General features: G+C 61.5%; 22 protein-coding genes. 14 read left to right on the top strand and 8 right to left on the bottom strand.

Annotation, left to right across the window (positions count from 1 at the left end; genetic code table 11):
• Positions 1-108: 108 nt before the first annotated feature.
• Genes AB4072_RS03030 through AB4072_RS03040 form a run of 3 tightly spaced genes read left to right on the top strand, consistent with a single transcriptional unit; the run spans position 109 to position 4,099 of the window.
• On the top strand, positions 109-1,959 hold the full coding sequence (locus AB4072_RS03030) for a monovalent cation:proton antiporter-2 (CPA2) family protein (RefSeq protein ID WP_441965420.1): 1,851 nt from the start codon (positions 109-111) through the stop codon (positions 1,957-1,959).
• Positions 1,959-3,344 (top strand): MATE family efflux transporter, encoded by a 1,386-nt coding sequence (locus tag AB4072_RS03035; RefSeq protein WP_441965421.1) that lies wholly within the window; start codon positions 1,959-1,961, stop codon positions 3,342-3,344. Before AB4072_RS03030 ends, AB4072_RS03035 begins: the two co-directional genes overlap by 1 nt.
• 23 nt (positions 3,345-3,367) lie before the next feature.
• The gene (locus AB4072_RS03040; RefSeq protein WP_441965422.1) at positions 3,368-4,099 is read left to right on the top strand and encodes a DUF937 domain-containing protein; all 732 of its coding nucleotides are present in this window, start codon (positions 3,368-3,370) and stop codon (positions 4,097-4,099) included.
• A 6-nt stretch (positions 4,100-4,105) separates the two neighbouring features.
• Here AB4072_RS03040 and AB4072_RS03045 read toward each other — a convergent pair whose 3' ends face one another.
• Entirely contained in the window at positions 4,106-4,435 is a 330-nt protein-coding gene (locus AB4072_RS03045) for a DUF1127 domain-containing protein (RefSeq protein ID WP_441965423.1), read from the bottom strand.
• A 197-nt stretch (positions 4,436-4,632) separates the two neighbouring features.
• Here AB4072_RS03045 and AB4072_RS03050 point away from each other — a divergent pair, with 197 nt between their 5' ends.
• Positions 4,633-5,523: a LysR substrate-binding domain-containing protein gene (locus AB4072_RS03050; RefSeq protein ID WP_441965424.1), complete on the top strand. Its 891-nt coding sequence runs from the start codon at positions 4,633-4,635 to the stop codon at positions 5,521-5,523.
• 3 nt (positions 5,524-5,526) lie between these two features.
• On the opposite strand, the gene AB4072_RS03055 is transcribed toward AB4072_RS03050, so the two are convergent.
• On the bottom strand, positions 5,527-6,453 hold the full coding sequence (locus AB4072_RS03055) for a DMT family transporter (protein WP_441965425.1): 927 nt from the start codon (positions 6,451-6,453) through the stop codon (positions 5,527-5,529).
• Between the two features lie 311 nt (positions 6,454-6,764).
• Between AB4072_RS03055 and AB4072_RS03060 the strand changes: the two genes are divergently transcribed.
• Positions 6,765-7,058: a hypothetical protein gene (locus AB4072_RS03060; protein ID WP_441965426.1), complete on the top strand. Its 294-nt coding sequence runs from the start codon at positions 6,765-6,767 to the stop codon at positions 7,056-7,058.
• A 192-nt stretch (positions 7,059-7,250) separates the two neighbouring features.
• Positions 7,251-7,565 carry a quaternary ammonium compound efflux SMR transporter SugE gene (gene sugE, locus AB4072_RS03065; RefSeq protein WP_441965427.1) on the top strand — a complete coding sequence of 105 codons (315 nt, stop codon included), beginning with the start codon at positions 7,251-7,253 and terminating at the stop codon, positions 7,563-7,565.
• A 115-nt stretch (positions 7,566-7,680) separates the two neighbouring features.
• Here the strand turns inward: sugE and AB4072_RS03070 are convergent, their stop codons facing one another.
• The 3 genes from AB4072_RS03070 to AB4072_RS03080 all read right to left on the bottom strand — a co-directional run bounded on the left by AB4072_RS03070 (position 7,681) and on the right by AB4072_RS03080 (position 11,332).
• The gene (locus AB4072_RS03070) at positions 7,681-9,051 is read right to left on the bottom strand and encodes a glutamate--cysteine ligase (RefSeq protein ID WP_441965428.1); all 1,371 of its coding nucleotides are present in this window, start codon (positions 9,049-9,051) and stop codon (positions 7,681-7,683) included.
• Between the two features lie 222 nt (positions 9,052-9,273).
• Positions 9,274-10,413: a carboxylate-amine ligase gene (locus tag AB4072_RS03075; RefSeq protein WP_441965429.1), complete on the bottom strand. Its 1,140-nt coding sequence runs from the start codon at positions 10,411-10,413 to the stop codon at positions 9,274-9,276.
• A 172-nt stretch (positions 10,414-10,585) separates the two neighbouring features.
• Positions 10,586-11,332, bottom strand: a complete 747-nt coding sequence (locus tag AB4072_RS03080; RefSeq protein ID WP_441965722.1) for a 16S rRNA (uracil(1498)-N(3))-methyltransferase — start codon at positions 11,330-11,332, stop codon at positions 10,586-10,588.
• Between the two features lie 214 nt (positions 11,333-11,546).
• On the opposite strand from AB4072_RS03080, the gene AB4072_RS03085 reads away from it, so the two are divergent.
• The 7 genes from AB4072_RS03085 to lpxK all read left to right on the top strand — a co-directional run bounded on the left by AB4072_RS03085 (position 11,547) and on the right by lpxK (position 17,272).
• A complete protein-coding gene (locus tag AB4072_RS03085; protein WP_441965430.1) occupies positions 11,547-12,008 on the top strand; it encodes a hypothetical protein in 462 nt (153 codons plus the stop codon).
• Positions 12,009-12,011: 3 nt separating this feature from the next.
• A complete protein-coding gene (gene ubiA / locus AB4072_RS03090) occupies positions 12,012-12,959 on the top strand; it encodes a 4-hydroxybenzoate octaprenyltransferase (RefSeq protein ID WP_441965723.1) in 948 nt (315 codons plus the stop codon).
• Positions 12,960-13,098: 139 nt separating this feature from the next.
• Positions 13,099-13,902 (top strand): 3'(2'),5'-bisphosphate nucleotidase CysQ, encoded by an 804-nt coding sequence (locus tag AB4072_RS03095; RefSeq protein WP_441965431.1) that lies wholly within the window; start codon positions 13,099-13,101, stop codon positions 13,900-13,902.
• A gap of 58 nt (positions 13,903-13,960) precedes the next feature.
• Positions 13,961-14,191: a DUF4170 domain-containing protein gene (locus AB4072_RS03100; RefSeq protein WP_441965432.1), complete on the top strand. Its 231-nt coding sequence runs from the start codon at positions 13,961-13,963 to the stop codon at positions 14,189-14,191.
• An 11-nt stretch (positions 14,192-14,202) separates the two neighbouring features.
• The gene (locus AB4072_RS03105) at positions 14,203-14,973 is read left to right on the top strand and encodes a lysophospholipid acyltransferase family protein (protein ID WP_441965433.1); all 771 of its coding nucleotides are present in this window, start codon (positions 14,203-14,205) and stop codon (positions 14,971-14,973) included.
• Complete coding sequence (locus AB4072_RS03110; protein WP_441965434.1) at positions 14,970-16,259, top strand: 3-deoxy-D-manno-octulosonic acid transferase; 1,290 nt, start codon at positions 14,970-14,972, stop codon at positions 16,257-16,259. The genes AB4072_RS03105 and AB4072_RS03110 overlap by 4 nt, the downstream gene beginning before the upstream one ends.
• On the top strand, positions 16,259-17,272 hold the full coding sequence (lpxK, locus tag AB4072_RS03115) for a tetraacyldisaccharide 4'-kinase (RefSeq protein WP_441965435.1): 1,014 nt from the start codon (positions 16,259-16,261) through the stop codon (positions 17,270-17,272). The genes AB4072_RS03110 and lpxK overlap by 1 nt, the downstream gene beginning before the upstream one ends.
• A gap of 1 nt (position 17,273) precedes the next feature.
• Here lpxK and AB4072_RS03120 read toward each other — a convergent pair whose 3' ends face one another.
• Together AB4072_RS03120 and xseA are read right to left on the bottom strand one after the other, a co-directional pair.
• Positions 17,274-17,498, bottom strand: coding sequence for a DUF2093 domain-containing protein (locus tag AB4072_RS03120; protein WP_441965436.1), 225 nt, complete (start codon positions 17,496-17,498; stop codon positions 17,274-17,276).
• 73 nt (positions 17,499-17,571) lie between these two features.
• Positions 17,572-19,140, bottom strand: a complete 1,569-nt coding sequence (gene xseA, locus AB4072_RS03125) for an exodeoxyribonuclease VII large subunit (RefSeq protein ID WP_441965437.1) — start codon at positions 19,138-19,140, stop codon at positions 17,572-17,574.
• A gap of 220 nt (positions 19,141-19,360) precedes the next feature.
• Here xseA and purD point away from each other — a divergent pair, with 220 nt between their 5' ends.
• Complete coding sequence (gene purD / locus AB4072_RS03130) at positions 19,361-20,638, top strand: phosphoribosylamine--glycine ligase (protein ID WP_441965438.1); 1,278 nt, start codon at positions 19,361-19,363, stop codon at positions 20,636-20,638.
• Between the two features lie 21 nt (positions 20,639-20,659).
• On the opposite strand, the gene AB4072_RS03135 is transcribed toward purD, so the two are convergent.
• The gene (locus tag AB4072_RS03135; RefSeq protein ID WP_441965439.1) at positions 20,660-22,672 is read right to left on the bottom strand and encodes a hypothetical protein; all 2,013 of its coding nucleotides are present in this window, start codon (positions 22,670-22,672) and stop codon (positions 20,660-20,662) included.
• Between the last annotated feature and the right edge of the window lie 80 nt (positions 22,673-22,752).

A 22,752-nucleotide genomic window follows, 5' to 3' on the forward strand; every position in this document is an offset into this window, starting at 1 on the left:
GGCTGCTGAGATGGAATTTGCAACTACATGTCTAGAAGGTCTCGCTCTTGAGGCAAAGACACTCTAGAACCTAGGTGGACCCCACCCTTTTTCCGATTCCGAGCGAGAATGGCGAACGCCGCTTCCCACGTCAGTTTTCTGCCCCCGATCCTGACCTTCTGCGGCGCGGCCGTTGTTGCCGTCCCGCTGTTTCGGCTGATCGGCCTCAGCGCCGTTCTCGGCTACCTCGCCGCCGGAGTCATCATCGGGCCATCCGGTCTCGCTCTCGTCGGCGATCCTGAGTCGATCGCGACCGTGGCCGAGCTCGGGGTAGTGCTGCTGCTCTTCATCATCGGCCTCGAGCTGAAAATCTCTCATCTGTGGGAGATGAAGCGCGACATTTTCGGGCTCGGTACGCTGCAATTCGCGATCACAGGAGTGATCCTCGGCGTCGCTGCCGTCGCAGCGGGCTACTCGACGACGACCGCCATCGTCATGGGAATTGCGCTTGCCCTTTCGGCCACGGCTATCGCGCTCCAGATGCTGAACGAGCGTAATGACTTGCAGACCCCTTACGGGCAGCGCTCCTTTGCCATCCTCCTGTTCCAGGACATCTCCATCGTCCCGGTCCTAGCAGTTCTGCCGTTGCTCGCAACCGGCACCGGGATGGCGGAAACCGGATGGGACGTCGGCAAGCTCCTGAGCGTCGGCAAAGCGTTCGCCGCCATCATCGCTGTCATTCTCGTCGGCCGCTACGGCCTCAACCCCTTCTTCCGCATTCTCGCCCGCAGCGGTGCGCGCGAGGTGATGACCGCAAGCGCCCTTCTCGTCGTGCTCGGCGCGGCCATGCTGATGAACGAGGTCGGGCTTTCCATGGCGATGGGCGCGTTCCTCGCCGGATTGCTGCTCGCGGAATCGAATTTCCGCCATCAGCTCGAAGCGGATATCGAGCCGTTCCGCGGCATGCTGCTCGGGTTGTTCTTCATCAGCGTAGGCATGTCCATCGATGTGGCCCTGGTGCGGGAGAATTGGCTGATCATCGCGTTTGCGACCCCCGTCGTGATCATCGGCAAGACGCTCATCATCGCTGTGCTCTCCAAGCTGTTCGGAGCCACGTGGCAGGACGGTTTTCGCTCAGGCGTTCTGCTGTGTCCCGCAGGCGAATTCGCGTTCGTGCTGCTGCCGGTCGCGACGAGCCTCGGTTTGATGCAGGGGCCGACCGCGCAATTGATGACCGCGCTCGCCGCGATCACCATGCTGTTCGGGCCGATTGCGGCGACTGCGCTCGAGCAGTTGCTCAAGCGCCACCCCGATGACGCGGAACCCGAGCCCGAGACGGCGCTCAACAATTCGGAGCTTTCGAGCCGCGTTCTCGTCATCGGCTTCGGGCGTTTCGGTCAGATCGTGAACCAGGTGCTGCTCGCGCAGGGAATCGACGCGACGGTGATCGATCGCGATGTGGAGCGCATTCGCGACGCTGGTCGTTTCGGACTTCAAGTCTATTACGGTGACGGCACGCGCCTCGATGTGTTGCGCGCCGCCGGCGCCGACAAAGCAGAGATGATCTGCGTCTGCATCGACAATTCGGAGGCCAGCCTGAAAATCGTCGAGATCGTGCACGAGAACTTCCCCAACGCGCTCAGCTTCGTGCGCGCCTACGACCGCATTCAAGCCATCAATCTCATGAAGCTCGGTGTCGATTATCAACTCCGTGAGACCTTCGAATCCGCTGTCGCCCTGAGCCGCGCTGCGCTCGAAGAGCTCGGTGTCGATCCCGAGACCGCCGCAGCGACGGCGGAGGACGTGCGCAAGCGCGACATCGCCCGTCTGATGCTGCAAAAGACGGGCGGGGTCATGGGCGGCGTAGAGTTGTTGGTGGGCACGAAGATCGAACCGGAGCCGCTCGTCACACCCAAGAGCGGAAAGGCGCGCGCCCTCAACGCCGAGACGCGGGACATTCTCGGCGAAGGGGCTCTGTGATGGACGCACCCTCGACGTTGGAACGCGCCGCCGAGCGCGCCGAGACACCACGCTTCGTCACCGGTTCGACCATGCGCCACGTTCTCGTCATGACGGGAACGGCGACGGCAGGTTTGATCTCAATCTTCATCGTCGATCTCGTCTCGCTTCTCTATATCTCGTGGCTGAAGGATCCGAGCCTCACGGCGGGCGTCGGTCTTGCGACAGTCGTGATGTTCTTCACGGTGTCGATCAATGTCGGCCTGATGATCCCCATCGCTGCGCTCGTGTCTCGCGCACTCGGGGCGCGCGAGCTCGAGAAGGCGCGTCGGCTCGCGACATCCGGCTGTGTCTGGATGACGTTGGTCGCGACGATGGTGAGCCTGATTGCGATCCCACTCATTCCACAGATCCTCGGTCTTCTCGGTGCGACCGGCGACGCGTTCCGTGTAGCGGAAAGCTTTTTGTGGATCTCGCTGCCGACCCATGGGTTGATGGCACTCGGAATGGGACTATCAAGCGTCCTGCGCGCTGCCGGCGATGCCAAGCGCAGCATGTATGCGACCTTGTCGGTCGCCGCCGTCACCGTGGTGCTCGACCCGCTCTTCATCTTCGGTCTCGGTCTGAAATCGAACGGTGCGGCGATCACCATCGATATCGCGCGCGTCGCGTATGTCTATGTGAGCTACTGCTATCTCAAGCGGCACCATAACCTTCTCACAGTGCCGCGCCTGCCCGACGTGTGGCGCGACGCGCGCCCGTTCTTCGCCATCGCGATCCCGGCCATTCTCACCAACATCGCGGCGCCGGTCTCCAACGGCTTTTTCATGAGCATCATGTCCCGCTTCGGGGACGCCGCTATCGCCGCCTCCGCCATCATCGACCGGCTGACACCCGTCTCCTTTGCCGGATTGTTCGCTCTTGCCGGAGCGGTGGGGCCGGTGCTCGGCCAGAACTGGGGCGCAAACCGGTTCGACCGCATGCGGCAGACGATCAAGGATTCGCTGATCTTCACAATCGTCTATGTGGGCGCGGTCTGGCTTGTCCTGTTCCTCCTCCAGGGCGTCATCGCGCAAGTCTTCAATGCCCACGGGCTGACGGCGGAACTCGTTCAGTTCTTCTGCCAGATCAGCGGCCTGATCTGGTTCTTCATCGGCCTCGTCTTCGTGGCGAATGCCTCGTTCAACAATCTCGGCTTTCCTCTGTTCTCGACCTTCTTCAACTGGGGCCGCGCCACCCTCGGCATGATCCCTTTCGCCTATTACGGCGCGATGGTCGGAGGGCCGAAGGGCGCTTTGACCGGCATCGGGTTCGGCTCCGTCGCCTTTGGCGTCGCGGCCATTCTCACAGCCTTCTGGACAATCAGGCGTCTTGAGCGGCAAGCTATCGCGAAAGTCCCCGCCTGAACCGGCCCTTCGAGGAGTCCGCGATGCAGACCTGGTTCGATCTGATGCGCCAAGCGCAAGGCAATGCCGGTTTCGGGACCGTCATGGAGCAATTCGGTCTCTCGTCAACACAAGCGCAGCGGGCCATGGCCGCCTTTATGCCGGCCTTCGCGCTCGGCCTTCAGCAAGCCGCGACCAGGACAAACGACCCGGCTCGGCTTTTCAGTGGCATTGCGGAGAGCCCCTTCGTCAATTTCTGGCAAACGACCACGAGAGCCTTCACGCCACAGGCCAACGAGGCGGGAAAGCAGATCCTGGATCAACTCTTCGGATCGGATGAGGTTAGCCGCCAGGTTGCCCGGCAAGCCGCCGCCGTCACCGGCATCGGCCTGGAAACCATGCAACAGACGCTGCCCTTGTTTGCCGGAATCTTCGCGGGAAGCGTCCACCAATGGATGACACATCCGGAGCATATGACCGGAACGCTCGACCGGAAGCCGCCCAAGCCCGCGCCTAACGCGGCAGAGGAGTGGATGACACTTTGGACCGACTTCTTAAAAGGCGAGACAGCCACCAAGAAGCGGAAGACATCGGACAATCCTTTCGAGGCGTTGATGGCGCCTTTCCTCGTCAGTCCGACGCAGGAAAAATCCTCCCAACCTATTGCACTCTGGGGCGAAATGTTGGGAGCGGGACGCGACTTGCAGGAGCAATATTTCGCGTCCCTCCAATCGATTCTGGAAAGTGCCCAGCCGAAGAATCGGAAGGAGCCTTAAGAGTCTTCAGCCAACGGCCTTGATGCTTGGAACGGTCGGCCGTTCAGCCCGACGGTCAGCCGACGGCCGCTGCATGCGCGAGCGCCTTTCCACGGATCGAACCAGCAGAACCGACGGGTTGTGGAACATGGACTCGTCGAGCGCGCCATCCACGTCGCTGCGGGTCAAACCGATATCCTTGAGCATCCGGTCGTCGAACTCGGCAAGCGCTCGCACTTGTCTGCGGTGTTTCCAGGCTCGCAGAACCGTGGCGATTTGCGTGAAGGCAACCCGAACCGTACGGCCGACCAGCGTCGACCCGACAGGGGACACAAAGGATGTGGACGAATGGGCCATGGGATTAACCTCCTGGACTAGACAGGCAAAAGACAAAGCAGATCCATCACGCAAGGCGAAACGCCCCGCGCGGGTCCAGCCGATGCCGGATCCTTGGGAATCAATGGATCTGAGGGCGACTAAACGTCATTTCTTTCATCACTTGAAGCGATTGTTTTAGATGTGTTACATCAATGATATTGATGATGAGGCTCACTATGCATCTGCTCGATATCGATCAGCTTCGGACATTCGTCGCCATCGCCGACACGGGCTCTTTCACCCGTGCGGCCGAGATCGTGCACAAAACCCAGAGCGCGGTTTCCATGCAGATGAAGCGCCTGGAAGATCGTGTCGGGCGGGCGCTTTTCGAGCGTGAGGGGCGGCTTTCCAAGCTGACGGACGAGGGTGAGCGGCTTCTCGACTATGCCCGCCGGATCGTGCGGCTCAACACGGAATGCATGGCCTCGTTCAACGACAACGAATTGATCGGCCGCGTGCGGCTCGGCCTGCCGGACGATTACGCGGATCGATATCTGCCGGAAATTCTGGCCCGCTTCTCGCGCTCGAATCCGCGCGCGGAAGTAGCGGTGATGTGCGAGCCGACCCACCACCTGATCGACCGGGTGCATAACGGCGATCTCGACATGGCGATCATCACCCATGTGGACCGGCGCGGCCCGTCGGAGATCGTCCGCATCGAGCAGCTTCTCTGGGTGACCTCGGCCCGTCACGCGGTGCATGAAGAGCCGCTCGTACCCCTTGCGTTGGGACGTCCCAGTTGTGATTGGCGTCATTCGGCGACGCAAGCGCTGGAGAGCGCCGACCGCGCCTTCCGCATCCTTTATGTGAGCTGGAACTCGACCGCCGTCGGAGCCGTCGTTCTGGCGGGTCTCGCAGTGTCCGTGCTGCCGGAGAGCGCCATACGTCCTGGCATGCGCATCCTCGGACCGTCGGACGGCTTCCCTGCCCTGCCATCGTGCAAGATCGGGCTGATCCGCGCGCGCGCCGAGGCGAACCCGCTTGCCGATGCGCTCGGCTTCCACATCAAGCAATCGCTCGACAATCTCGGCTCGGCGCGCGTGGCCTTCCTGCCCGCCGCTGAGTAGACGTTACGATTTGGCCGGACGCGTCAGTACCAGCACGTTTCCGGCCAGCGCCAACGCGACGCCCACGAAGGCGGCCAGCGTCCAGACATAGCCTTCGAGCGCCGTCGAAACCGCAAGCGCGACTATCGGAAAGAGCACCGTCGCGTAGCCCGCACGCGCGGCGCCGAGGCGGCGCAACAGCGTGAGATAACTTCCGAAAGCCAGCACAGACGCACCGATGGAGAGATAGACCAGCGAGCCGAGATATTTGAACGTCGGCTCGATGATGAAGGCATTGCTGCGCAAAACGTTGATGACGACGAGCAGGCCCGTGCCATAGGTCATCGCCCAGGCATTGGCTGACAACAATGGCACGCCCCGACGCTGCACCACGGTCGAGATCATGTTGCCGGCGCAGAAGAACAGCGTCCCGAGCACGCAAAATGCAAGACCGGTCAACGCACCCTTGTTGAAGCCTGCCCCGCTGATCTCCGGCCAGAACAGAAGTCCGATGCCGATGACCCCGATTGCGCCGCCAAGCGCCACGCGCGGCTCGATTTTCTGGCGAAACAGCACCGCGCCCAAAATGAGATTGAAGATCGAGGCGAGCGAGAATACGACCGCGAGCAGACCCGACGGAACATAAAGCCCGCCGTAATAAAAGCAGATGAAGTTGAAGGAGAAGAGGCAACACCCCGTCGCAACGAAGCGCAGATGATCCGCCCGCGAAAACCGCACCGGCAGACCGGCGAAGAGAACCCATCCCCACATGACGGCGGCGGCGAGAACGAATCGCCAGAGCACTGACATCTCAGGCGCGACGACGCCGAGTTGCGCGTGGATGCCTATCCAGCTCACGCCCCAGAGAAAGACCGTTGCGGCATAAAGTCCGAGATCGGTTCTCTCAAAACCGATTGAGGCAGGCTTGGCGGTCATCGTCATGCGGCTCATGGGCACACCCTTGTCAGAGTTCACGACTACGCCAAGAGCATCGCGAGCTCCAATGACGAAATATCATAGTTTCGAATGAAACCGCTGATGGAATGTCACCTTGTCACTCGCGGAAAGTCCAAGGTTGCACAGCGGCGGGCCGCCCCGGAGGTCGCAGGTGCGGCATCGGCATCATAAAAGAGCTTGCCGTTCTTGGCGTTGTAGATGATCCAATGGTCCTTAACGCCGACCAGAACACTTCGATGCTTCAGGAAACATTGTCACCCGGCGCGCGGATCTGGTATCTGTGCAGATGGAATAAGGAAACATCGATGAAACGTGTCGTATTAGCTTTGGTTGCGCTTGGCGCCCTGATGGGCCCGGCTCTGGCTCAGGAAACGAGCACCTCGAAGCCTCTGACTCTCAGTGTGCGTCCTTCGGGCTTCGACAACGTCTCCAGTGAGACGCGCGCCCGGCAGGATCGTTTGGCGAAGCAGATGGAAGAGAATGATTTCAAGTTCCGTTCCATCTGCATGCAATGTGGCGACAAGTGGAAGCATAATACCTACGCGCCGTTCGAGCCGCAGCGCGCGCTGAACCCAGGCAAGCGCGCGAGCGTGGAATAACCGTGTCACCGGTTGGCGGCGCTGCGGGAAGCTTGTGTCGCTCGGCTTACAACTTATATTCGCCTCGGACTTGATCGGTGCGCGTGCGTTGCTTTCCGCGTTCGATCAAAGGCGAAAAACCGAATTGGCGGGGACGACCCCGTCATAATCTTGGAACGGTAGGGACGACCCTGCCTTTGACGGAGTTCTGTCATGGCATGGACCTATCTGTTCGTTGCCGGCCTGCTCGAAATCGGCTGGGCCATCGGCCTCAAATACACCGACGGATTCACGCGCCTCGTTCCCTCGATTCTCACCGTAATCAGTATGGTGGCGAGTGTGTTGTTGCTGGGCCTCGCGCTCAAGACGTTGCCGGTCGGCACGGGCTACGCGGTTTGGACAGGCATCGGTACAGTCGGCACCGCCATTCTCGGCATCATCCTTCTGGGCGAACCGGCGACAGCAATGCGGCTTACCTGCATCGGCCTGATCGTCGCCGGAATTCTTGGGCTGAAAATGGCTGCCTGACTTGAGCGCGTTTTAGAGCATGATCAGAACAAGTGGGAACCGGTTGTTCGCCCGGATCATGCGGCATCGAAAGAATCTAGAGTTTGATCAAGTTTCAATCTGAAACGGTCAAACTCTAGAAAACGCACTCGCGGAAGGCCGGCAGAACGGAGCCCTTCCATTCGCCATGGAAGCGCTCAAGCAAACGCTCCGCCATGGTGCGGCCGGAATCCACGATCTCATCGAGATAGGTCAGATGGCGCGTTTCATCATGGCCCGCTTCATCGCGGAAGGCGCGGTTCTTCAATCCCAACTTGGCGAGTGCCAAAGCATCGCGCGCAACATCGCGCGCGCTGCGCCCGGCGATGGTCGCGCCTAGGGCTAGTTTCGGTACATCGCGCCGCAATTGTTCGCGCTCTTCCGCCGTCCAATTCTTGACGAGCTCCCACGCCGCATCGAGTGCGGCGCGATCATAGAGAAGGCCGACCCAGAACGCCGAAAGAGCCACTGTGTGAGCAGGGGGTCCCACATCCGCTCCGCGCATTTCGAGATAACGCTTCAAGCGTACTTCCGGAAACAACGTCGAGACATGGTTCGCCCAATCGGAGTGTGTTGCGCGCTCGCTGGGAAGCTGCGGCAGCTTGCCCGCGAGAAGATCACGGAAAGAAGCGCCGGCGACGTCGTGATAGGTCGCATCACGCTTCACGAAATACATCGGCACATTCAGCGCCCACTCCACATAGGCTTCATAGCCAAAACCCTCATCGAAGGCGGAGGCCATCATTCCGGTGCGGTTGCGATCCGTATCGAGCCAGATTTCGGAGCGCATGGAGAGAAAGCCGTTCGGCTTTCCGTCGGTGAAAGGCGAATTGGCGAAGAGTGCCGTCGCGATGGGTTGAAGCGCGAGCGATACGCGCATCTTCTTCACCATGTCGGCTTCGGATTCGAAATCGAGATTCACCTGCACGGTCGACGTGCGATACATCATGTCGAGGCCGCGCGTGCCGACCTTCGGCATGTAATCGGTCATGATGCGGTAACGCGATTTCGGCATTACGGGCGTTTCAGCGCGTGTCCAAAGTGGGCTCATGCCGAGCGTCAGGAAGCCGATGCCGAGATCGTCGCCGACGCGCTTCGCCAAGGCGAGATGTTCGTCCAACTCGCGCGCGGTCTCGTGGATGGTCCGCAAGGGCGCTCCAGACAATTCGTATTGTCCGCCCGGTTCGAGCGAGATCGCGCCACCCCCTTTCTCGTCGGCGAGGCCGATGGGGTGGCTGTTCTCCATGATCGGTTCCCAGCCGCTTTCGCGCTGCATCCCATCAAGAAGCGCGCGAATACCGCTTGGGCCCTCATAGGGTACGGGCGAGGCATCGGCCGTATGGAAGGGCACCTTCTCGTGCTCGGTGCCGAGGCGCCACGTTTCGCGCGGTTTCTCCCCGGCGGCGATCCATTCGATCAGTTCAGACCGTGCGCCAATAGGAGTCGCATCAGAAACGTCACGCGCCATGAAGGGCCTCATAGGAAAAGGCGCGGGGTCAATCCCGCGCCGTTGGTCGCGTGTAGATAAGCTTGTCGTCGCCAAGCTGCAATGAGCCTCGCACAATCCCCTCCCGCTTCTGGAGGGATTGCCTTTCGGCGCTACAGCTTGATCGTGTCTCTTTGAAACACGATCAAGCTCCCGATTCCTTATTGCCGCATGATCGGGGCGAGCAACCGGTTTCCACTTGTTCTAATGCCGGACGACGGACTCGCCGACGGTTTCGGCCGAGAGCCAATCGACCACATTCGCCAGGGCATCGCGGTTCGAAAGACCGCGTCCCGAGGCTTCCGTATAGAGCGCGAGTTGCTGATCGGCGCTCGTACCCCGAGCCACGATCCAGCGCGCCAGATCGATTTCCCGCTCACAGCCGAGCGCCTTCGCGTCGTCCGCAACGAGGGCGAGAACCTCGTCCAGGACCTGACGGACCGGTTTCGCGCTGCGGCTTGCCTCATCGACAAAGCTGCCGTGAATGCCATAGCGCTGGGCGCGCCAGCCATTCTCGTCGTTGATCGCCCGCGAGGCGCCGGTCTGACCCGCATTGAGCTTCGAATCGCGACTCAGCCGCCGCACGAGACACCGGAAGAGCGCTGCAATGGCGATGGTGTCGTCGAGCCGGGTGCAACTGTCCGCGACGCGCAATTCCAGCGTCGGGTGCTTCAGCGATGGGCGGATGACCCACCAGACGTAGCTCGAATTTTCAATCGCCCGCGCCTCCACCAGTGTATCAATGTAACGCTGGTAGTCAGTCGCGTCCTGAAAGAGATCGGGCAAACCTGTTCGCGGCATTTCCCGGTAGGCGGCAAGACGATAGCCGAGCAAGCCCGTGCGTTGCGCCTGCCAGAAGGGTGAGGAAGTCGACAAAGCGAGGAACAACGGCAGATACGGCTGCATGCGATTCATGATGTCGACGCGAACGGCCAGCTCCGGCACTTCCACGTGAACATGCATGCCGCACACCACCGTGCGGCTCCCGACCATCTGCAGATCGTGCATCACCTTGCCATAGCGCGGCTGTGAACTCGGGCGGACCTTGCTCCAGAGCGCAAGGGGATGAGTGCCTGCGGCCATGATGGAGAGGTCGAGCTCGCGAGCGAGCGTCCCGACGGATCGACGCAGATCCTCAAGGCTCCCGCGGGCTTCGGCAAAGCTCTCGCTCGGCTTGGTTGCAACCTCGATTTGAGGCTCGAGCATTTCCGCCTGCACCTGATCGGAAAGATTTTTGTGACAGGATGCAAAGAACTCTTTCATTCTACCGCGTGCAGCATCGCGTTTTGCAACATCGTTTACAAAGTATTCTTCTTCGATTCCGAATCGGAATTCCCCAGTCATGCCGACTCTCCTCTTGATTTTTTTGATCGTCTACGCTGACGAATGGGATTCGTTACTCGAACGAACCTCCAAACTGCGACTCATTGAGGCAGGATTGGGGCGTGCTCGACACGAAAGGCTAAGCTCTTGAAGTCAGGGATTTATCGGCAAGGACTATCGGTGCATGGCCGAATCAACGCCAGTCTCCAAGGGTCGCCTGGACGATGGCCAGAGCGGCCACCGCTGCAGTGTCGGCCCGCAGGATGCGGGGCCCCAATGAAACACGAAGACATCGTTGGTGAGCGGAGACAATCGCCCTCTCCTGGTCTGTGAAGCCCCCTTCGGGACCCACGACAACGGCGAGGCCTACACCCCGGTTCCCACTCCCCGACAAGGCTTCCACCGGATTTGAGACGGAAGCATCCTCATCGCAAAAAATGACGAGGCGGTCGGGCTCCAACGCGCTGATGGCCTTTGCGAAATTCTCTTCTTCACGAATTTCGGGAATCGAGAGAATGCCACATTGCTCGGCGGCCTCGATGGCGTTCGCGCGCATGCGGTCGAGATTGACCCGGGTGCTTTGCGTGCGCTGCGTGAGTATCGGTTGCAGCACACCCGCCCCCATCTCCACGGCCTTCTGAACCATGTAGTCCAGCCGGGCGTGCTTGAGCGGGGCGAAGAGATAGACGAGATCGGGCCGGGCCGCCTGTTCGCGGGTTCTCGCGACACAAACGAGATCCGCCGCCTTGCGACCCTCGACCGCGATACTCGTCAGCCATTCGCCATCGCGTCCGTTGAAGACGAGCACGTGACCGTCCGCGCGAAGACGCAGGACGTTTAGGAGATAATTCGCCTGTGCACGGTCAAGTTCGACTCGTGCCCCCGCTTGCAACGGAGCTTCGACGAACAGACGGGGTGCGTTGAAATCGTAAGCGGCCATGGATGCGCCCGGAACTGACGGTTCGGATTCGGTTACCATTCCCGCCTCAGAAAGGACATGGGGATGAATAAGAAGGTGTTCTGTCACACTTTTGAACGAAAAATTGAGGCCCGAGACGGGCGCGAGGCCAATCACCGCTTGGCCTTTGGGGGTGCAAGCTGCTAACAGAAGCCCTCGCGCGCGACGTGTCGCGCCTTGCTCAAGGACTTTGCCGATGCCGTATGCCCGTTCGCTCCTTGCCGCTGCATTTGCCGCCGCTGGCGCCTTCGTCGCGGCCCCTGCCCTCGCCCAGTCGAACTCTTGCGGGGATGCGCAGAAATTCCTGGGAGAACGCCAGGGACTGATCCAGCAGATCAACAAACTCGGCGGTGGAAAAAAGAAGCAAATAGATGCGCGCGACGCCTGCGCGATCTTCACCAAGCTCGTCGCCAACGGCAACACCGGCGTCAAGTGGCTCGAGGCCAACAAGGATTGGTGCCAGGTTCCGGATCAATTCGCCGAGAATTTCAAGCGCGACCACGGCCAGGCGGTCGAAATGCGCGGCAAGGCCTGCCAGGCGGCCGCTAAGATGGCCGAAATGGAAAAGCAGGCCAAAGCCGGTCAACAACGTGGCCCCGGTCTCCTCGGCGGCGGCGGCTTGACCGGCGAATACAAGATGCCGCAGGGCGCGCTCTAAAGCATCGCTGTGGCGAAGGAGCAAAACGCCTCGTCCCTGCCCGATGCCGTTCGCGGACATTGGGCCGACCGCATCGCGCCGGCCCATATTCGCCCTTATCTGCGTCTCGCCCGGATCGAGCGCCCTATCGGCTGGTGGCTTCTGGTCCTGCCGTGCTGGTGGTCCGCCGCACTTGCGGCCGTGGCAGGCGGGCAGACTTTGCCGAACCTCTATCAGTGCCTGCTCTTCCTGATCGGCGCTATCGCCATGCGCGGAGCCGGATCGACCTATAACGACATTGTCGACCGGGATCTCGATGCGCGAGTCGAACGCACCCGCGACCGTCCTCTCCCATCGGGACAGGTGAGCACGAAAGCGGCTGTCGCCTTCCTCGCCCTGCAATGCCTGATCGGCCTCGCCGTCCTGCTTCAATTCAACGGGTTCACGATTGTGCTGGGCTTCGCCTCGCTCGGCGTCGTCGCGCTCTATCCGTTCATGAAGCGCTTTTTCTGGATGCCGCAGATCGTGCTCGGCTTTGCCTTTTCCTGGGGCGCGTTGATGGGCTGGGCCGCTTCCTTCGGGGGTCTCAACGCGGCGCCCTTGGTTCTCTACGCCGGCGCCATTGCCTGGGTCATCGGCTACGACACAATCTACGCACTGCAGGATATCGAGGACGACGAGATCGCCGGAATCAAATCCTCGGCGCGCTTCTTCGGCGACAGAGTCAATCTCGGCATCGCTATCTGCTATGCGTCCGCTGTCCTGATGATCGGTCTCTCCTTCGTCTTTGCGGGCGTCGGCCCGGTCGGTTTTCTCGGACTCGCTCTCTTTGCCGCCCACCTGGCATGGCAGGTCATGCAGGCGGACCGGAATGACGGCGCCGGCGCGTTGCGGCTTTTCCGCGCCAATAGAAATGCAGGTTTGATCTTGTTTGCGGGTCTGGTGCTCGACGCGCTGGCTAAAGCCGCGTGAAGCAGACCCTCGCCAATCCGAAAGCGCCTTTTTGGCCGCATGGCCTCGCGGAAGCCAGGCACGATGCCCAATTTAAAGGCCTGCATCCGGAACGCCGATCTGCTACGAGAGCGGCGCGGTTTTTAATCTCGTCACGCTGATGTTCGCTTCCTCCACCCCACCCCTTCCCTTGGCCCTGATGCCCCATGTTCGCGAGGCTGCCCGCGAGGCCGGGGCTATCGCCATGCCGCATTTCCGGGAAGGCGAGCAGACAGCGGCACGCCTCTGGTTCAAGGAGGGCAAGTCCCCTGTGACCGAGGCCGACATCGCAGTGGACACATTTCTCAAAGAAAAGCTTTTGACGCTCCACGAAGCCGGTTGGCTTTCCGAGGAAACGGCAGACGACCCGTCGCGGCTCGACCAGCGCTTCGTCTGGGTCGTCGACCCCATCGACGGCACTCGCGCCTTTGCGGCCGGGAGCCCCGATTGGTGTGTCGCCATTGCCCTTCTCGAAGAGAACAGGCCGATTCTAGGGGTGGTGTATTCCCCTATCGGCGACTTATTTTATGAGGCCATCGCGAACGGCGGCGCTTTCCTCAACGGTGAGAGGCTGCACGTTCCCTCCACGGCTCGCAACAAACCCATGAGAGTCGCAGGACCCAAACCGATGGCGGATCTCTATGCGAGTCGTACCGGGTCAGCCGAACTTCTGCCCAAAATTCCGTCGCTCGCTCTCAGGATCGTCCGGGTCGCCTCGGGCGTGATCGATGTCGGGCTGGCCTCTCCCAATTCTCACGATTGGGACATCGCTGCCGCCGACCTGATCCTGAGTGAGGCCGGCGGACGTCTGACCGATCTGGCCGGCGCCGTTCCCACTTATAACCGCTCCCATCCGACCCATGGCGAGTTAATTGCCGTTGGGTCATGGTTGCATCCGAGCCTCATTGAGGCCATGAGAACCTGAACCTCTGGCAAGGCTTTGGCTGCATTTCTTGCATCTCGAACAGGAGTGTCACTTCCCCATGACCGATAAGCCCGGCAAGCAATTGCTTCATCTTGTCTTCGGCGGCGAGTTGAACGACCTCGACTCAATCGATTTCAAGGATCTCTCGAAGCTCGACATCGTCGGCATCTATCCGAACTACGCCACCGCCCATGCCGCCTGGAAGGCCAAGGCGCAATCGACGGTAGACAACGCGCATATGCGCTACTTCGTCGTGCACTTGCACCGCCTGCTGAACCCGCAGGACTGAACTGAGGGCGCATGGGGCTCGTCAAAAACATCGTCAGATCACGTCCCGTCCAGGAGGCCTTAGGCTTCCTGGTAGCAGGCTATCTCGGCCTCGTGCGCCGGACGAACCGTTTCGTGATCGAGCCCGCCGACGCCTATGATCGTATCGGTCCGCAGATGCCGGTCATCGCCGCCATGTGGCATGGCCAGCATTTCATGATCCATTACGCCAAGCGCCCGCAGGACCGAGCGGCGAGCCTCGTCTCCCGCTCCGGGGATGGCGAGTTCAACGCCGTCGCGCTCCGCCATCTCGGCGTTCGCGCCATCCGAGGCTCCGGCGCCCGTGGTCGCGACATCCGCAAGAAAGGCGGCGCGAGAGCCTTGCGAGGCCTTTTGCGCGCTTTGACCGACGGCGAAATGGTGGTGATGACCGCCGACATTCCGAAGATTTCGCGGATCTGCGGAACCGGCATCGTGACCCTGGCGCAATTGTCCGGCCGGCCCATCGTGCCTGTTGCCGTAGTGACCAGCAGGCGGATCGATTTCAAGAGCTGGGACAGTGCCAGCATCGGCCTACCCTTCGGGCGCGGCGCGATGGTGCTGGGCGATCCGATCTCCGTGCCGCGCGAAGCGGATGCCGAACATTTGGAAACCATGCGCCAGCAGGTCGAGCGCGCACTCGACACAGTCCACGAGCGGGCCTACGCCCTTATCGGATCCCGCGACCCAGGAGCGAACACGGTTCGATCCAACGTCGCGAACGGCACAGGAAACCGCGCGACCGCCGGAGGCGCGACGCGATGAGACTTCCCGTTCTTCTCAAGACTTATGGCGCTCTGACGGCGGCATTGGAACCAGCTGTTCTCGGCCTGCTCTATTGGCGTCAGCGCAAAGGCCTGGAAGAACGCAGCCGCCTGGGCGAGCGCCAAGGCCACCCTGGCCGCGTGCGGCCGAAGGGACATCTCGCCTGGGTTCACGGTGCCAGCATCGGCGAAACCCTGTCCCTCATCCCCGTCATCGAGCGCCTCACGAAGCGCGGCCTTTCGGTGCTTGTCACCTCCGGCACGAGGACTTCTGCCAGTCTCATCGCGCGCCGTTTGCCGCCCGGTGCATTTCATCAGTTCGTACCGCTCGACGTGCCGCGCTACAATCGACGCTTTCTCGATCACTGGAAACCGGATCTCGCACTCGTCGCGGAATCCGAGATCTGGCCCAACATGGTCGTGGAGCTTCAACGTCGCGAAGTGCCGCTCATCCTCGTGAACGGCCGTGTTTCCGACCGCTCGTTTCAGCGCTGGCAAAAACTGCCGAGCATCATCAGATCGCTGCTCGAGCGTTTCGCGCTTTGTCTCGCGCAGACCCCTGCTGATGCCGAGCGGTTGGCGCGGCTTGGCGCTCCGCGCGTGGTGATGGCGGGCAACCTGAAATTCGACGCGCCCCCGCCTCCCGCCGATCCACGCCTCGTGGCGCATCTGTCCGGGCTTATCGCGGGCCGTCCGGTGTGGTTTGCCGCGAGCACACATCCGGGCGAGGAATCCGCCATCGTCGCGGTTCATCGCGCACTCGCGCAACGCCACCCGCATCTCCTTACCATCATCGCACCACGCCATCCGCAACGCGGCGCGGATGTCGCCGCCATCGCGGAGCGCGCCGGACTTCGCGCCGCCCGACGCTCCGCCGGCATTCATCCCGACCGCGCAACGGACGTTTACGTGGCCGACACGGTCGGTGAGATGGGCCTCTTCTACCGCTTGTCGCCTGTCGTTCTTATGGGCGGCTCGCTGATCGAGCACGGCGGCCAGAACCCTATCGAACCGGCCAAGCTCGGCGCTGCCATCCTGCACGGACAACACGTGCATAATTTCGCCGATGTCTACGCAGCGCTCGATGCCGCGCGCGGAGCGCTTCTCATCAAGGACAGTTCGACACTCGCGCGCGCGCTCAGCCAGCTTCTCAGCAACACCGCCCTGACGCGCCAGATGGCGCGCGCCGCATCTGAGGCCGTGCAGACCATGGGCGGCGCGGTCGACCGCACGATGCAGTCGATCGAACCCTTCATCGTGCAAGCCAAGATCGGAGCGCGACGCTGATGCGCGCGCCCACCTTCTGGTGGCGGACGAAGCCGACATTCCTCGCTCATCTGCTGCGTCCGCTCGCCGCGATCTACAGTGCCGTCGCTGCGCGCCGGATGGCGCAAGCAAGTGAACGCGCCGGGCTTCCCGTTATCTGCATCGGCAACTTCACGGCGGGGGGCGCGGGAAAAACGCCGACAGCCTTCGCCATCGCGCGACTTCTTTCGGAAGCGGGTGAGAAACCCGCCTTTCTTTCACGCGGTTATGGTGGTGAGCTGGCTGGGCCCGTTCAGGTGTCGAGCATGCATTCCGCCGCCGATGTTGGCGACGAGCCGCTGCTTTTGTCGCGGGCGGCGCCTGCTGTCGTTGCGCGAGCGCGTCCCGCCGGAGCGCACCTGGCCCATGAAATCGGCGCAAGCATCGTTGTGATGGATGATGGTTTGCAAAATCCTTCACTCAGGAAGGATCTGGCCATCGCCGTCGTCGATGGGACGACAGGCATCGGCAACGGCTTTTGTCTCCCTGCCGGTCCCTTGCGTGCATCACTCGACGCGCAATGGCCTATCGTGGATGCGGTTCTGATTATCGGTGAGGGCGAAGCCGGAGAGAGCGTGGCTTCCGAAGCCGCGCGCCACGGCAAGAGCGTGTTTCGTGCTCATATCGCTCCCGATCCGGAGGTCACATCACATTTGCAGAATCGGAAGGTGCTTGCTTTCGCCGGGATCGGGCGACCGGAAAAATTCTTCGAGACATTGCGCGCCAGCGGCGCATCGGTCGAACAGACGCGCTCTTTTCCAGATCATCATCCCTACAATGCGCAAGAACTTCGCACACTCGTGGACGAGGCACGGCGAAGCGGCCTTCAACTCGTCACAACGGAAAAGGATTTGGTGCGGATCGAGGGTCTATCCGATAAGACCATCGCGCAAGTTATTCGCACCTTGCCAATCGCATTGCACTTTGAAGACGAAGCCGCGTTCCGTAACCTCGTTCTGGCGAGGATCGCAAAGCGGCGGAGCGAGAGCGCTTAAATCAAAGCGTACGCTGGCGAGGTGTGCGACCCAGACGCTCGCACACGGCCTCCGGCGAGGCGTAGGCCTCCTGGTGCTCGACGCTCCAGTATTTCAATTCATCGAGCGGAATTTCACGCCCCGTTACGGCGCAGCGGACGAAAGACCCCGGTCTCACGACGCGAAAATCGGCATCGAGATATTGCACGACGGCTTCGCCGTTATTGCTGTCAAATCGGTTCAACATGGTCACGATCATATAGGAACTTGGGGCCTTAGACCAAGATCTCGGACAAAAATCTCGTCTCACCGCTCGATCTTTAAAAAAGCGCGCCTTGTTCAGTCGGCGGTGTCTTCGGCTTGCCCGGTTTCGGCTTCACCTGGCCACGCCCGCCGGTCGCCTCCGCGGTGCCGTCTGCGAATTCGAGCAGCAATGCTCTGCCGTCGGTAATCGCAGCGACATCGTGCAGCGGCCGTCCATCCGCATCGCGTACGATGGCAAAGCCTCGCGCGAGGACGGATTTGTAGTTCAAACTATCGAAGAGCTGCACCTGCGCTTCGAGGCGTGCGCGCTTACGCGCGATCTGCCCGGCAAAAGCGGGATCGAGACGTTCGGTCACGCGATGCACAAGGTCCCGTCTTTGCCCAATGCGCGTGACCTCAGTGCGAAGCAGAGCAGCGCGCGCGATGGAGAGGCGTTGCGTGATGTTTTTCAGCTTCGTATCCTGACTCTCCAGGACGCGCTTCATCGCAAGCTGCGGCCGTTCGCCGACGGCATTGAAACGCGCGCGCAGGCTTGCAATGCGTGCCGCCGGCGAGAACCGTGCGAGCTGACGCGCGAGATCGATCAACTGCGTCTCGTGTCTGCGGGCATTGCGCGACAGCGCCGGGCCGAGCTTCGCGGAGGCAAGATCGAGCTTCTGCCGCTTCGGCGCAAACAAAGCATCCGGCGTCGGCAGCGCGCGGGCGGTAGAGCGCAGCTCCGAGCGCCGACGTTCGACAAGCCGTGAAGCCGCTTCCTCGTGCCGGCGCGCCAGATCGAGAACGATGGAGATGAGTTCGGCGCGAACCGGCACCACCATTTCGGCAGCCCCCGTCGGCGTCGGCGCGCGCACGTCGGCGGCATGGTCGATCAGCGTCCAGTCGGTTTCATGTCCCACGGCCGCGACGAGCGGGATATCGCTCTCGGCAGCGGCGCGCACTACGATTTCCTCGTTGAACCCCCAAAGGTCTTCGATGGAACCGCCACCGCGTGCGACGATGAGCACGTCCGGGCGCGGAATCGGACCGCCTCTTTCCAGCGCGTTGAAACCGCGAATGGCCGCGGCCACTTCTGCTGCCGATGTCTCTCCCTGCACGCGCACCGGCCAGACCAGAACACGACGCGGGAAGCGATCTTCGAGCCTGTGCAGGATGTCACGAATGACCGCGCCGGTCGGTGACGTCACGACGCCGATCACGCGCGGCAGATAAGGCAACGCCCGTTTCCGCGCGGTCTCGAACAACCCTTCCGCCATCAACGTGCGGCGGCGCTCTTCGAGCAGCGCCATGAGCGCGCCGACGCCAGCGGGCTCCAGCGAGTCGATGACGATCTGATAGGACGACTTGCCCGGGAAGGTCGTGATCCGCCCGGTGGCGATCACTTCCAGCCCCTCCTGAGGCTTGAACTTGAGCCGCGAAAAAGAGCCCTTCCAGATCACCGCATCGATACGGGCGTTCTGATCTTTCAGGGAAAAATACACGTGCCCGGAGGAATGCGGTCCACGATAGCCCGAAACTTCGCCACGCAGGCGCACATGGCCGAATGAATCCTCAAGCGTGCGCTTGAGGGCGCCAGCGAGATCGGAAACGGACCATTCCGGGGCATTCGAGGGGACATTGTCGGACATTCGCGGACCCTACTCCCTGGCAACGGAGTCTGCCAAGGCTGGGAATGCGCGAATAATAAGGAGTTCTTCATCTGACATGCTCCGTACGTGCCTGCCCGGTTTGAGGGGGCCGGTCTCTCGCACCATCGCCGCCCTCCAGAAAAGGAGCCTTTCGCTCATCTCCGGGGTAGGCGAAGGCGGCTGGTGGCTATATGAGCCAAGCCACAAGGAGAGCGCGTGCATGAACATTCTTCTCATCGGCTCCGGCGGCCGCGAGCATGCCCTGGCCTGGAGCCTGTCGGCGAGCCCACTCTGCGACAAACTCTTCATCGCCCCCGGCAATCCCGGCACCGCCCAGCATGGGGAGAACGTCGCGCTCGATGTGACCGATCATGCCGCCATCATCGCCTTCTGCGGCGCCAATGCCGTCGATCTCGTGATGGTCGGACCCGAGGCTCCCCTGGTCGCCGGTCTCGTCGACGACCTCAAAGCCGCCGGCTTCAAAGCCTTCGGGCCGAGCAGGTTTGCGGCTCAGCTTGAAGGCTCGAAGGCTTTCACGAAGGACCTGTGCGCAGAGTTCGGTATTCCCACAGCTGCTTATCGCCGCTTCACGGATCCGCTCAACGCGAAAGCCTATATCCGCGACACCGGTGCACCCATCGTGGTGAAGGCGGACGGTCTGGCCGCAGGCAAGGGTGTCGTCGTCGCCATGTCGCTGGAAGAGGCCGAGGCCGCCATCGACATGATGTTCGGGGGCGGTTTGGGTGAAGCGGGCGCGGAGGTGGTGATCGAAGCGTTTCTTGAAGGTGAAGAGGCCAGCTTCTTCGCGCTCTGCGATGGCGCGACGGCCATCCCTTTCGGCACGGCTCAGGATCATAAGCGCGCCTTCGATGGCGACAAGGGGCCGAATACCGGCGGCATGGGAGCCTATTCGCCCGCGCCTATTCTGACGGCGGATCTCCAGGAGCGCGTGATGCGCGAGATCATCGCGCCCACACTCAAAGGAATGGAAGCGCGTGGCATGCCCTATACGGGCATTCTCTATGCAGGCCTCATGCTGACGAAGGATGGCCCGCAACTGATCGAATACAACGCGCGCTTCGGCGACCCGGAAACACAGGTGCTCCTGCCACGCCTCAAATCGGATCTCGTCACGGCCCTTCTGGCCGCCTGCGACGGCGTACTGAATACGATTTCTCTGCGCTGGTCGGAGGAGGCGGCCCTGACGATCGTGATGGCCGCGAAGGGCTATCCCGGCGCGTTCGAAAAGGGTTCGGAAATTCGCGACATCGACCAGGCCGAGGCACTGGAGAACGTGATCGTTTTCCATGCGGGCACGAAGCAGGATGGCACGCGCATTCTCGCGAATGGCGGACGTGTGCTGAACGTCACGGCGCTCGGCCACACCATCGCGGAGGCACAGTCCCGCGCTTATGAGGCGGTCTCCAAGATCGATTGGCCGGAAGGCTTCTGCCGCAGCGATATCGGCTGGCGTGAAGCGTCGCGCGAGTGGAGCTAGCCCCGGCCTCGCTTGGCCGCGTCAGATGATCATGAACTCAGCAGCGGTCATCTTCAAATTCTTCGGCAACACGGCGATCGCGATCGCCTTGCCTGCACCCGAGCCATCGGCGTCATAGGACAGCACACCGGTCTTCTTGTTGTAGGTCAGGTAATCGTTCGGGTCATTGGCCGTCTCGCCCACGGTGAAGAATGCCTTCTTGAGCTTGCCGGTCTTCAGGATCGTACCTTTGCCGAGACTCTTGAAGACGGCGTTATCGAGATAGATGCTGTCGTCCTTCACCACGTAGTCGGTCATCTTGTCGAAGTTGGTCTTCCTGTTCGGCTTGGTGTCGAACACGAAGATGTCCTTACCCATGTCGCCAGTCAGCACGTCATTGCCGAGGCCGCCCCAAAGCTGATCGTCGCCAGCAAATCCCTTGAGCGTGTCGTTGCCCGCAGCGCCTTTAAGGACATTGGCGAACGCGTCACCGGTGAGCGCATCCTTGCCGGAATCGCCAGTGAGCGTGTCTGAGAGCGTCGTCTCGCGATTCATCTGGCCCGACGTGAGATCGACCCGGTAGGGTACGACCCAGGTCTGCGCGCCCTCTTTGACCGTTACAGTGGCGGCCTTGGGCCCCGTCGTGGCATAGACATGGGAAAAGGCAGCGTTGCCACCCGTGGGCGTCACGGTGTTGATGGTCCCATCGCCCCAGGCGATGCTGAAGGAGGCGGCCGCGCGGACGCTGACGGCCAGCTCAACAAAGCGATTTTCGGCGACCGCAGCCGCGTGATCCCGAAGCAAGGTATCTACACGGAAAACGTCATAGAAGCCGTTGGTGTCGCCGGCAACGAGGTTGTCAGCGACGCTTTCGAACAGGATATAGCGCCCGTCGGCGCTGATCTGAGGGCTGGAACTGCCACCATTGATTTGCGACCCGTCGGCGGCGGCAGATATGCGGATCACAGCCCCGGTCACAAGGTCCTTGCGGAAAATGTCTCTCTCGCCGTTGGTGTCGCCGGTCACCAGATTGGTCGCGTCGCTTTCGAAAAGGACATAGCGCCCGTCGGTACTAATCTGAAGGTTGTAACTCCCGCCGTTGGCTTGCGCCCCGTCGGCGGCGGTAGAGACACGGATGATCTCCCCGGTCAGAAGATCCTTGCGGAACAGGTCAGGGACGCCGTTGGTGTCGTCAGTCACCAGATTGGCCGCGTCGCTTTCGAAAAGGGCATAGCGCCCGTCGGCACTGATCTGAGGGTTGTAACTGTCGCCGCTGGCTTGCGCCCCGCCGGCGGCGGTGGAAACCCGGACGATCGCCCCGGTCACAAGATCCTTGTGGAAAACGTCAGACACGCCGTTGGTGTCGTCGGTCACCAGATTGGCCGCGCCGCTTTCGAAAAGGGCATAGCGCCCGTCGGTACTGATTTGAGGGTTGTAACTGTGGCCGCTGGCTTGCGTCCCGTCAGCGGCGGTGGAGACACGGATGATCGCCCCGGTCACAAGGTCCTTGCGGAAAATGTCAGCGACGCCGTTAGTGTCGCCGGCGACGAGATTGTTGGCCGAACTCCTGAACAGAACATAGCGCCCGTCGGCGGTTATCTGGGCATCACGAACGGAATTGTTGGCTTGCGTCCCGTCGGCAGCGATGGAGACACGGATGATCGCCCCGGTCACAAGGTCCTTGCGAAAAATGTCAGCGACGCCGTTGGTGTCGCCGGCGACGAGATTGTTTGCGAAGCTCGTGAATAGGGCATAGCGTCCATCGACGCTGATCTGGGCACCATAGCTATAGCCTCTGGCTTGCGTCCCGTCGGCGGCGGTGGAGACACGGATGGTCGCCCCGGTCAACAGATCCTTGCGGAAAATGTCTCCCGTGTCGTTGGTATCGTCGGCAACCAGATCGGCCGCTTCGCTTTCGAACAGGGCATAACGCCCGTCGGCGCTGATCTGAGAGCCGTAACTGTCGCCGCTGGGCGCCCCGTTGGCCGCGATGGAGACCCGTGTGACGATGTCCGAGCTGGTCGGACGGCTAAAAGAGAGACCTAACGTCGGCATGAGGCTTTCCGATCAATTTCCGATCAGAAGTATTTGACGCACTGTAAAATGTTATCTAGTTCCGGAATCCTAAATTTTCC

The organism is Microvirga sp. 2MCAF38 (assembly GCF_052115485.1).
In the GTDB taxonomy this organism is placed as follows: domain Bacteria; phylum Pseudomonadota; class Alphaproteobacteria; order Rhizobiales; family Beijerinckiaceae; genus Microvirga.

What these genes read in the sequence shown, in the direction of transcription:
- AB4072_RS03030 (WP_441965420.1), top strand. Translation starts at nt 109, where the DNA reads ATGGCGAACGCCGCTTCCCACGTCAGTTTTCTGCCCCCGATCCTGACC.
- AB4072_RS03035 (WP_441965421.1), top strand. Translation starts at nt 1,959, where the DNA reads ATGGACGCACCCTCGACGTTGGAACGCGCCGCCGAGCGCGCCGAGACA.
- AB4072_RS03040 (WP_441965422.1), top strand. Translation starts at nt 3,368, where the DNA reads ATGCAGACCTGGTTCGATCTGATGCGCCAAGCGCAAGGCAATGCCGGT.
- AB4072_RS03045 (WP_441965423.1), bottom strand. Translation starts at nt 4,435, where the DNA reads ATGGCCCATTCGTCCACATCCTTTGTGTCCCCTGTCGGGTCGACGCTG.
- AB4072_RS03050 (WP_441965424.1), top strand. Translation starts at nt 4,633, where the DNA reads ATGCATCTGCTCGATATCGATCAGCTTCGGACATTCGTCGCCATCGCC.
- AB4072_RS03055 (WP_441965425.1), bottom strand. Translation starts at nt 6,453, where the DNA reads ATGAGCCGCATGACGATGACCGCCAAGCCTGCCTCAATCGGTTTTGAG.
- AB4072_RS03060 (WP_441965426.1), top strand. Translation starts at nt 6,765, where the DNA reads ATGAAACGTGTCGTATTAGCTTTGGTTGCGCTTGGCGCCCTGATGGGC.
- sugE (WP_441965427.1), top strand. Translation starts at nt 7,251, where the DNA reads ATGGCATGGACCTATCTGTTCGTTGCCGGCCTGCTCGAAATCGGCTGG.
- AB4072_RS03070 (WP_441965428.1), bottom strand. Translation starts at nt 9,051, where the DNA reads ATGGCGCGTGACGTTTCTGATGCGACTCCTATTGGCGCACGGTCTGAA.
- AB4072_RS03075 (WP_441965429.1), bottom strand. Translation starts at nt 10,413, where the DNA reads ATGACTGGGGAATTCCGATTCGGAATCGAAGAAGAATACTTTGTAAAC.
- AB4072_RS03080 (WP_441965722.1), bottom strand. Translation starts at nt 11,332, where the DNA reads ATGGCCGCTTACGATTTCAACGCACCCCGTCTGTTCGTCGAAGCTCCG.
- AB4072_RS03085 (WP_441965430.1), top strand. Translation starts at nt 11,547, where the DNA reads ATGCCGTATGCCCGTTCGCTCCTTGCCGCTGCATTTGCCGCCGCTGGC.
- AB4072_RS03095 (WP_441965431.1), top strand. Translation starts at nt 13,099, where the DNA reads ATGTTCGCTTCCTCCACCCCACCCCTTCCCTTGGCCCTGATGCCCCAT.
- AB4072_RS03100 (WP_441965432.1), top strand. Translation starts at nt 13,961, where the DNA reads ATGACCGATAAGCCCGGCAAGCAATTGCTTCATCTTGTCTTCGGCGGC.
- AB4072_RS03105 (WP_441965433.1), top strand. Translation starts at nt 14,203, where the DNA reads ATGGGGCTCGTCAAAAACATCGTCAGATCACGTCCCGTCCAGGAGGCC.
- AB4072_RS03110 (WP_441965434.1), top strand. Translation starts at nt 14,970, where the DNA reads ATGAGACTTCCCGTTCTTCTCAAGACTTATGGCGCTCTGACGGCGGCA.
- lpxK (WP_441965435.1), top strand. Translation starts at nt 16,259, where the DNA reads ATGCGCGCGCCCACCTTCTGGTGGCGGACGAAGCCGACATTCCTCGCT.
- AB4072_RS03120 (WP_441965436.1), bottom strand. Translation starts at nt 17,498, where the DNA reads ATGTTGAACCGATTTGACAGCAATAACGGCGAAGCCGTCGTGCAATAT.
- xseA (WP_441965437.1), bottom strand. Translation starts at nt 19,140, where the DNA reads ATGTCCGACAATGTCCCCTCGAATGCCCCGGAATGGTCCGTTTCCGAT.
- purD (WP_441965438.1), top strand. Translation starts at nt 19,361, where the DNA reads ATGAACATTCTTCTCATCGGCTCCGGCGGCCGCGAGCATGCCCTGGCC.
- AB4072_RS03135 (WP_441965439.1), bottom strand. Translation starts at nt 22,672, where the DNA reads ATGCCGACGTTAGGTCTCTCTTTTAGCCGTCCGACCAGCTCGGACATC.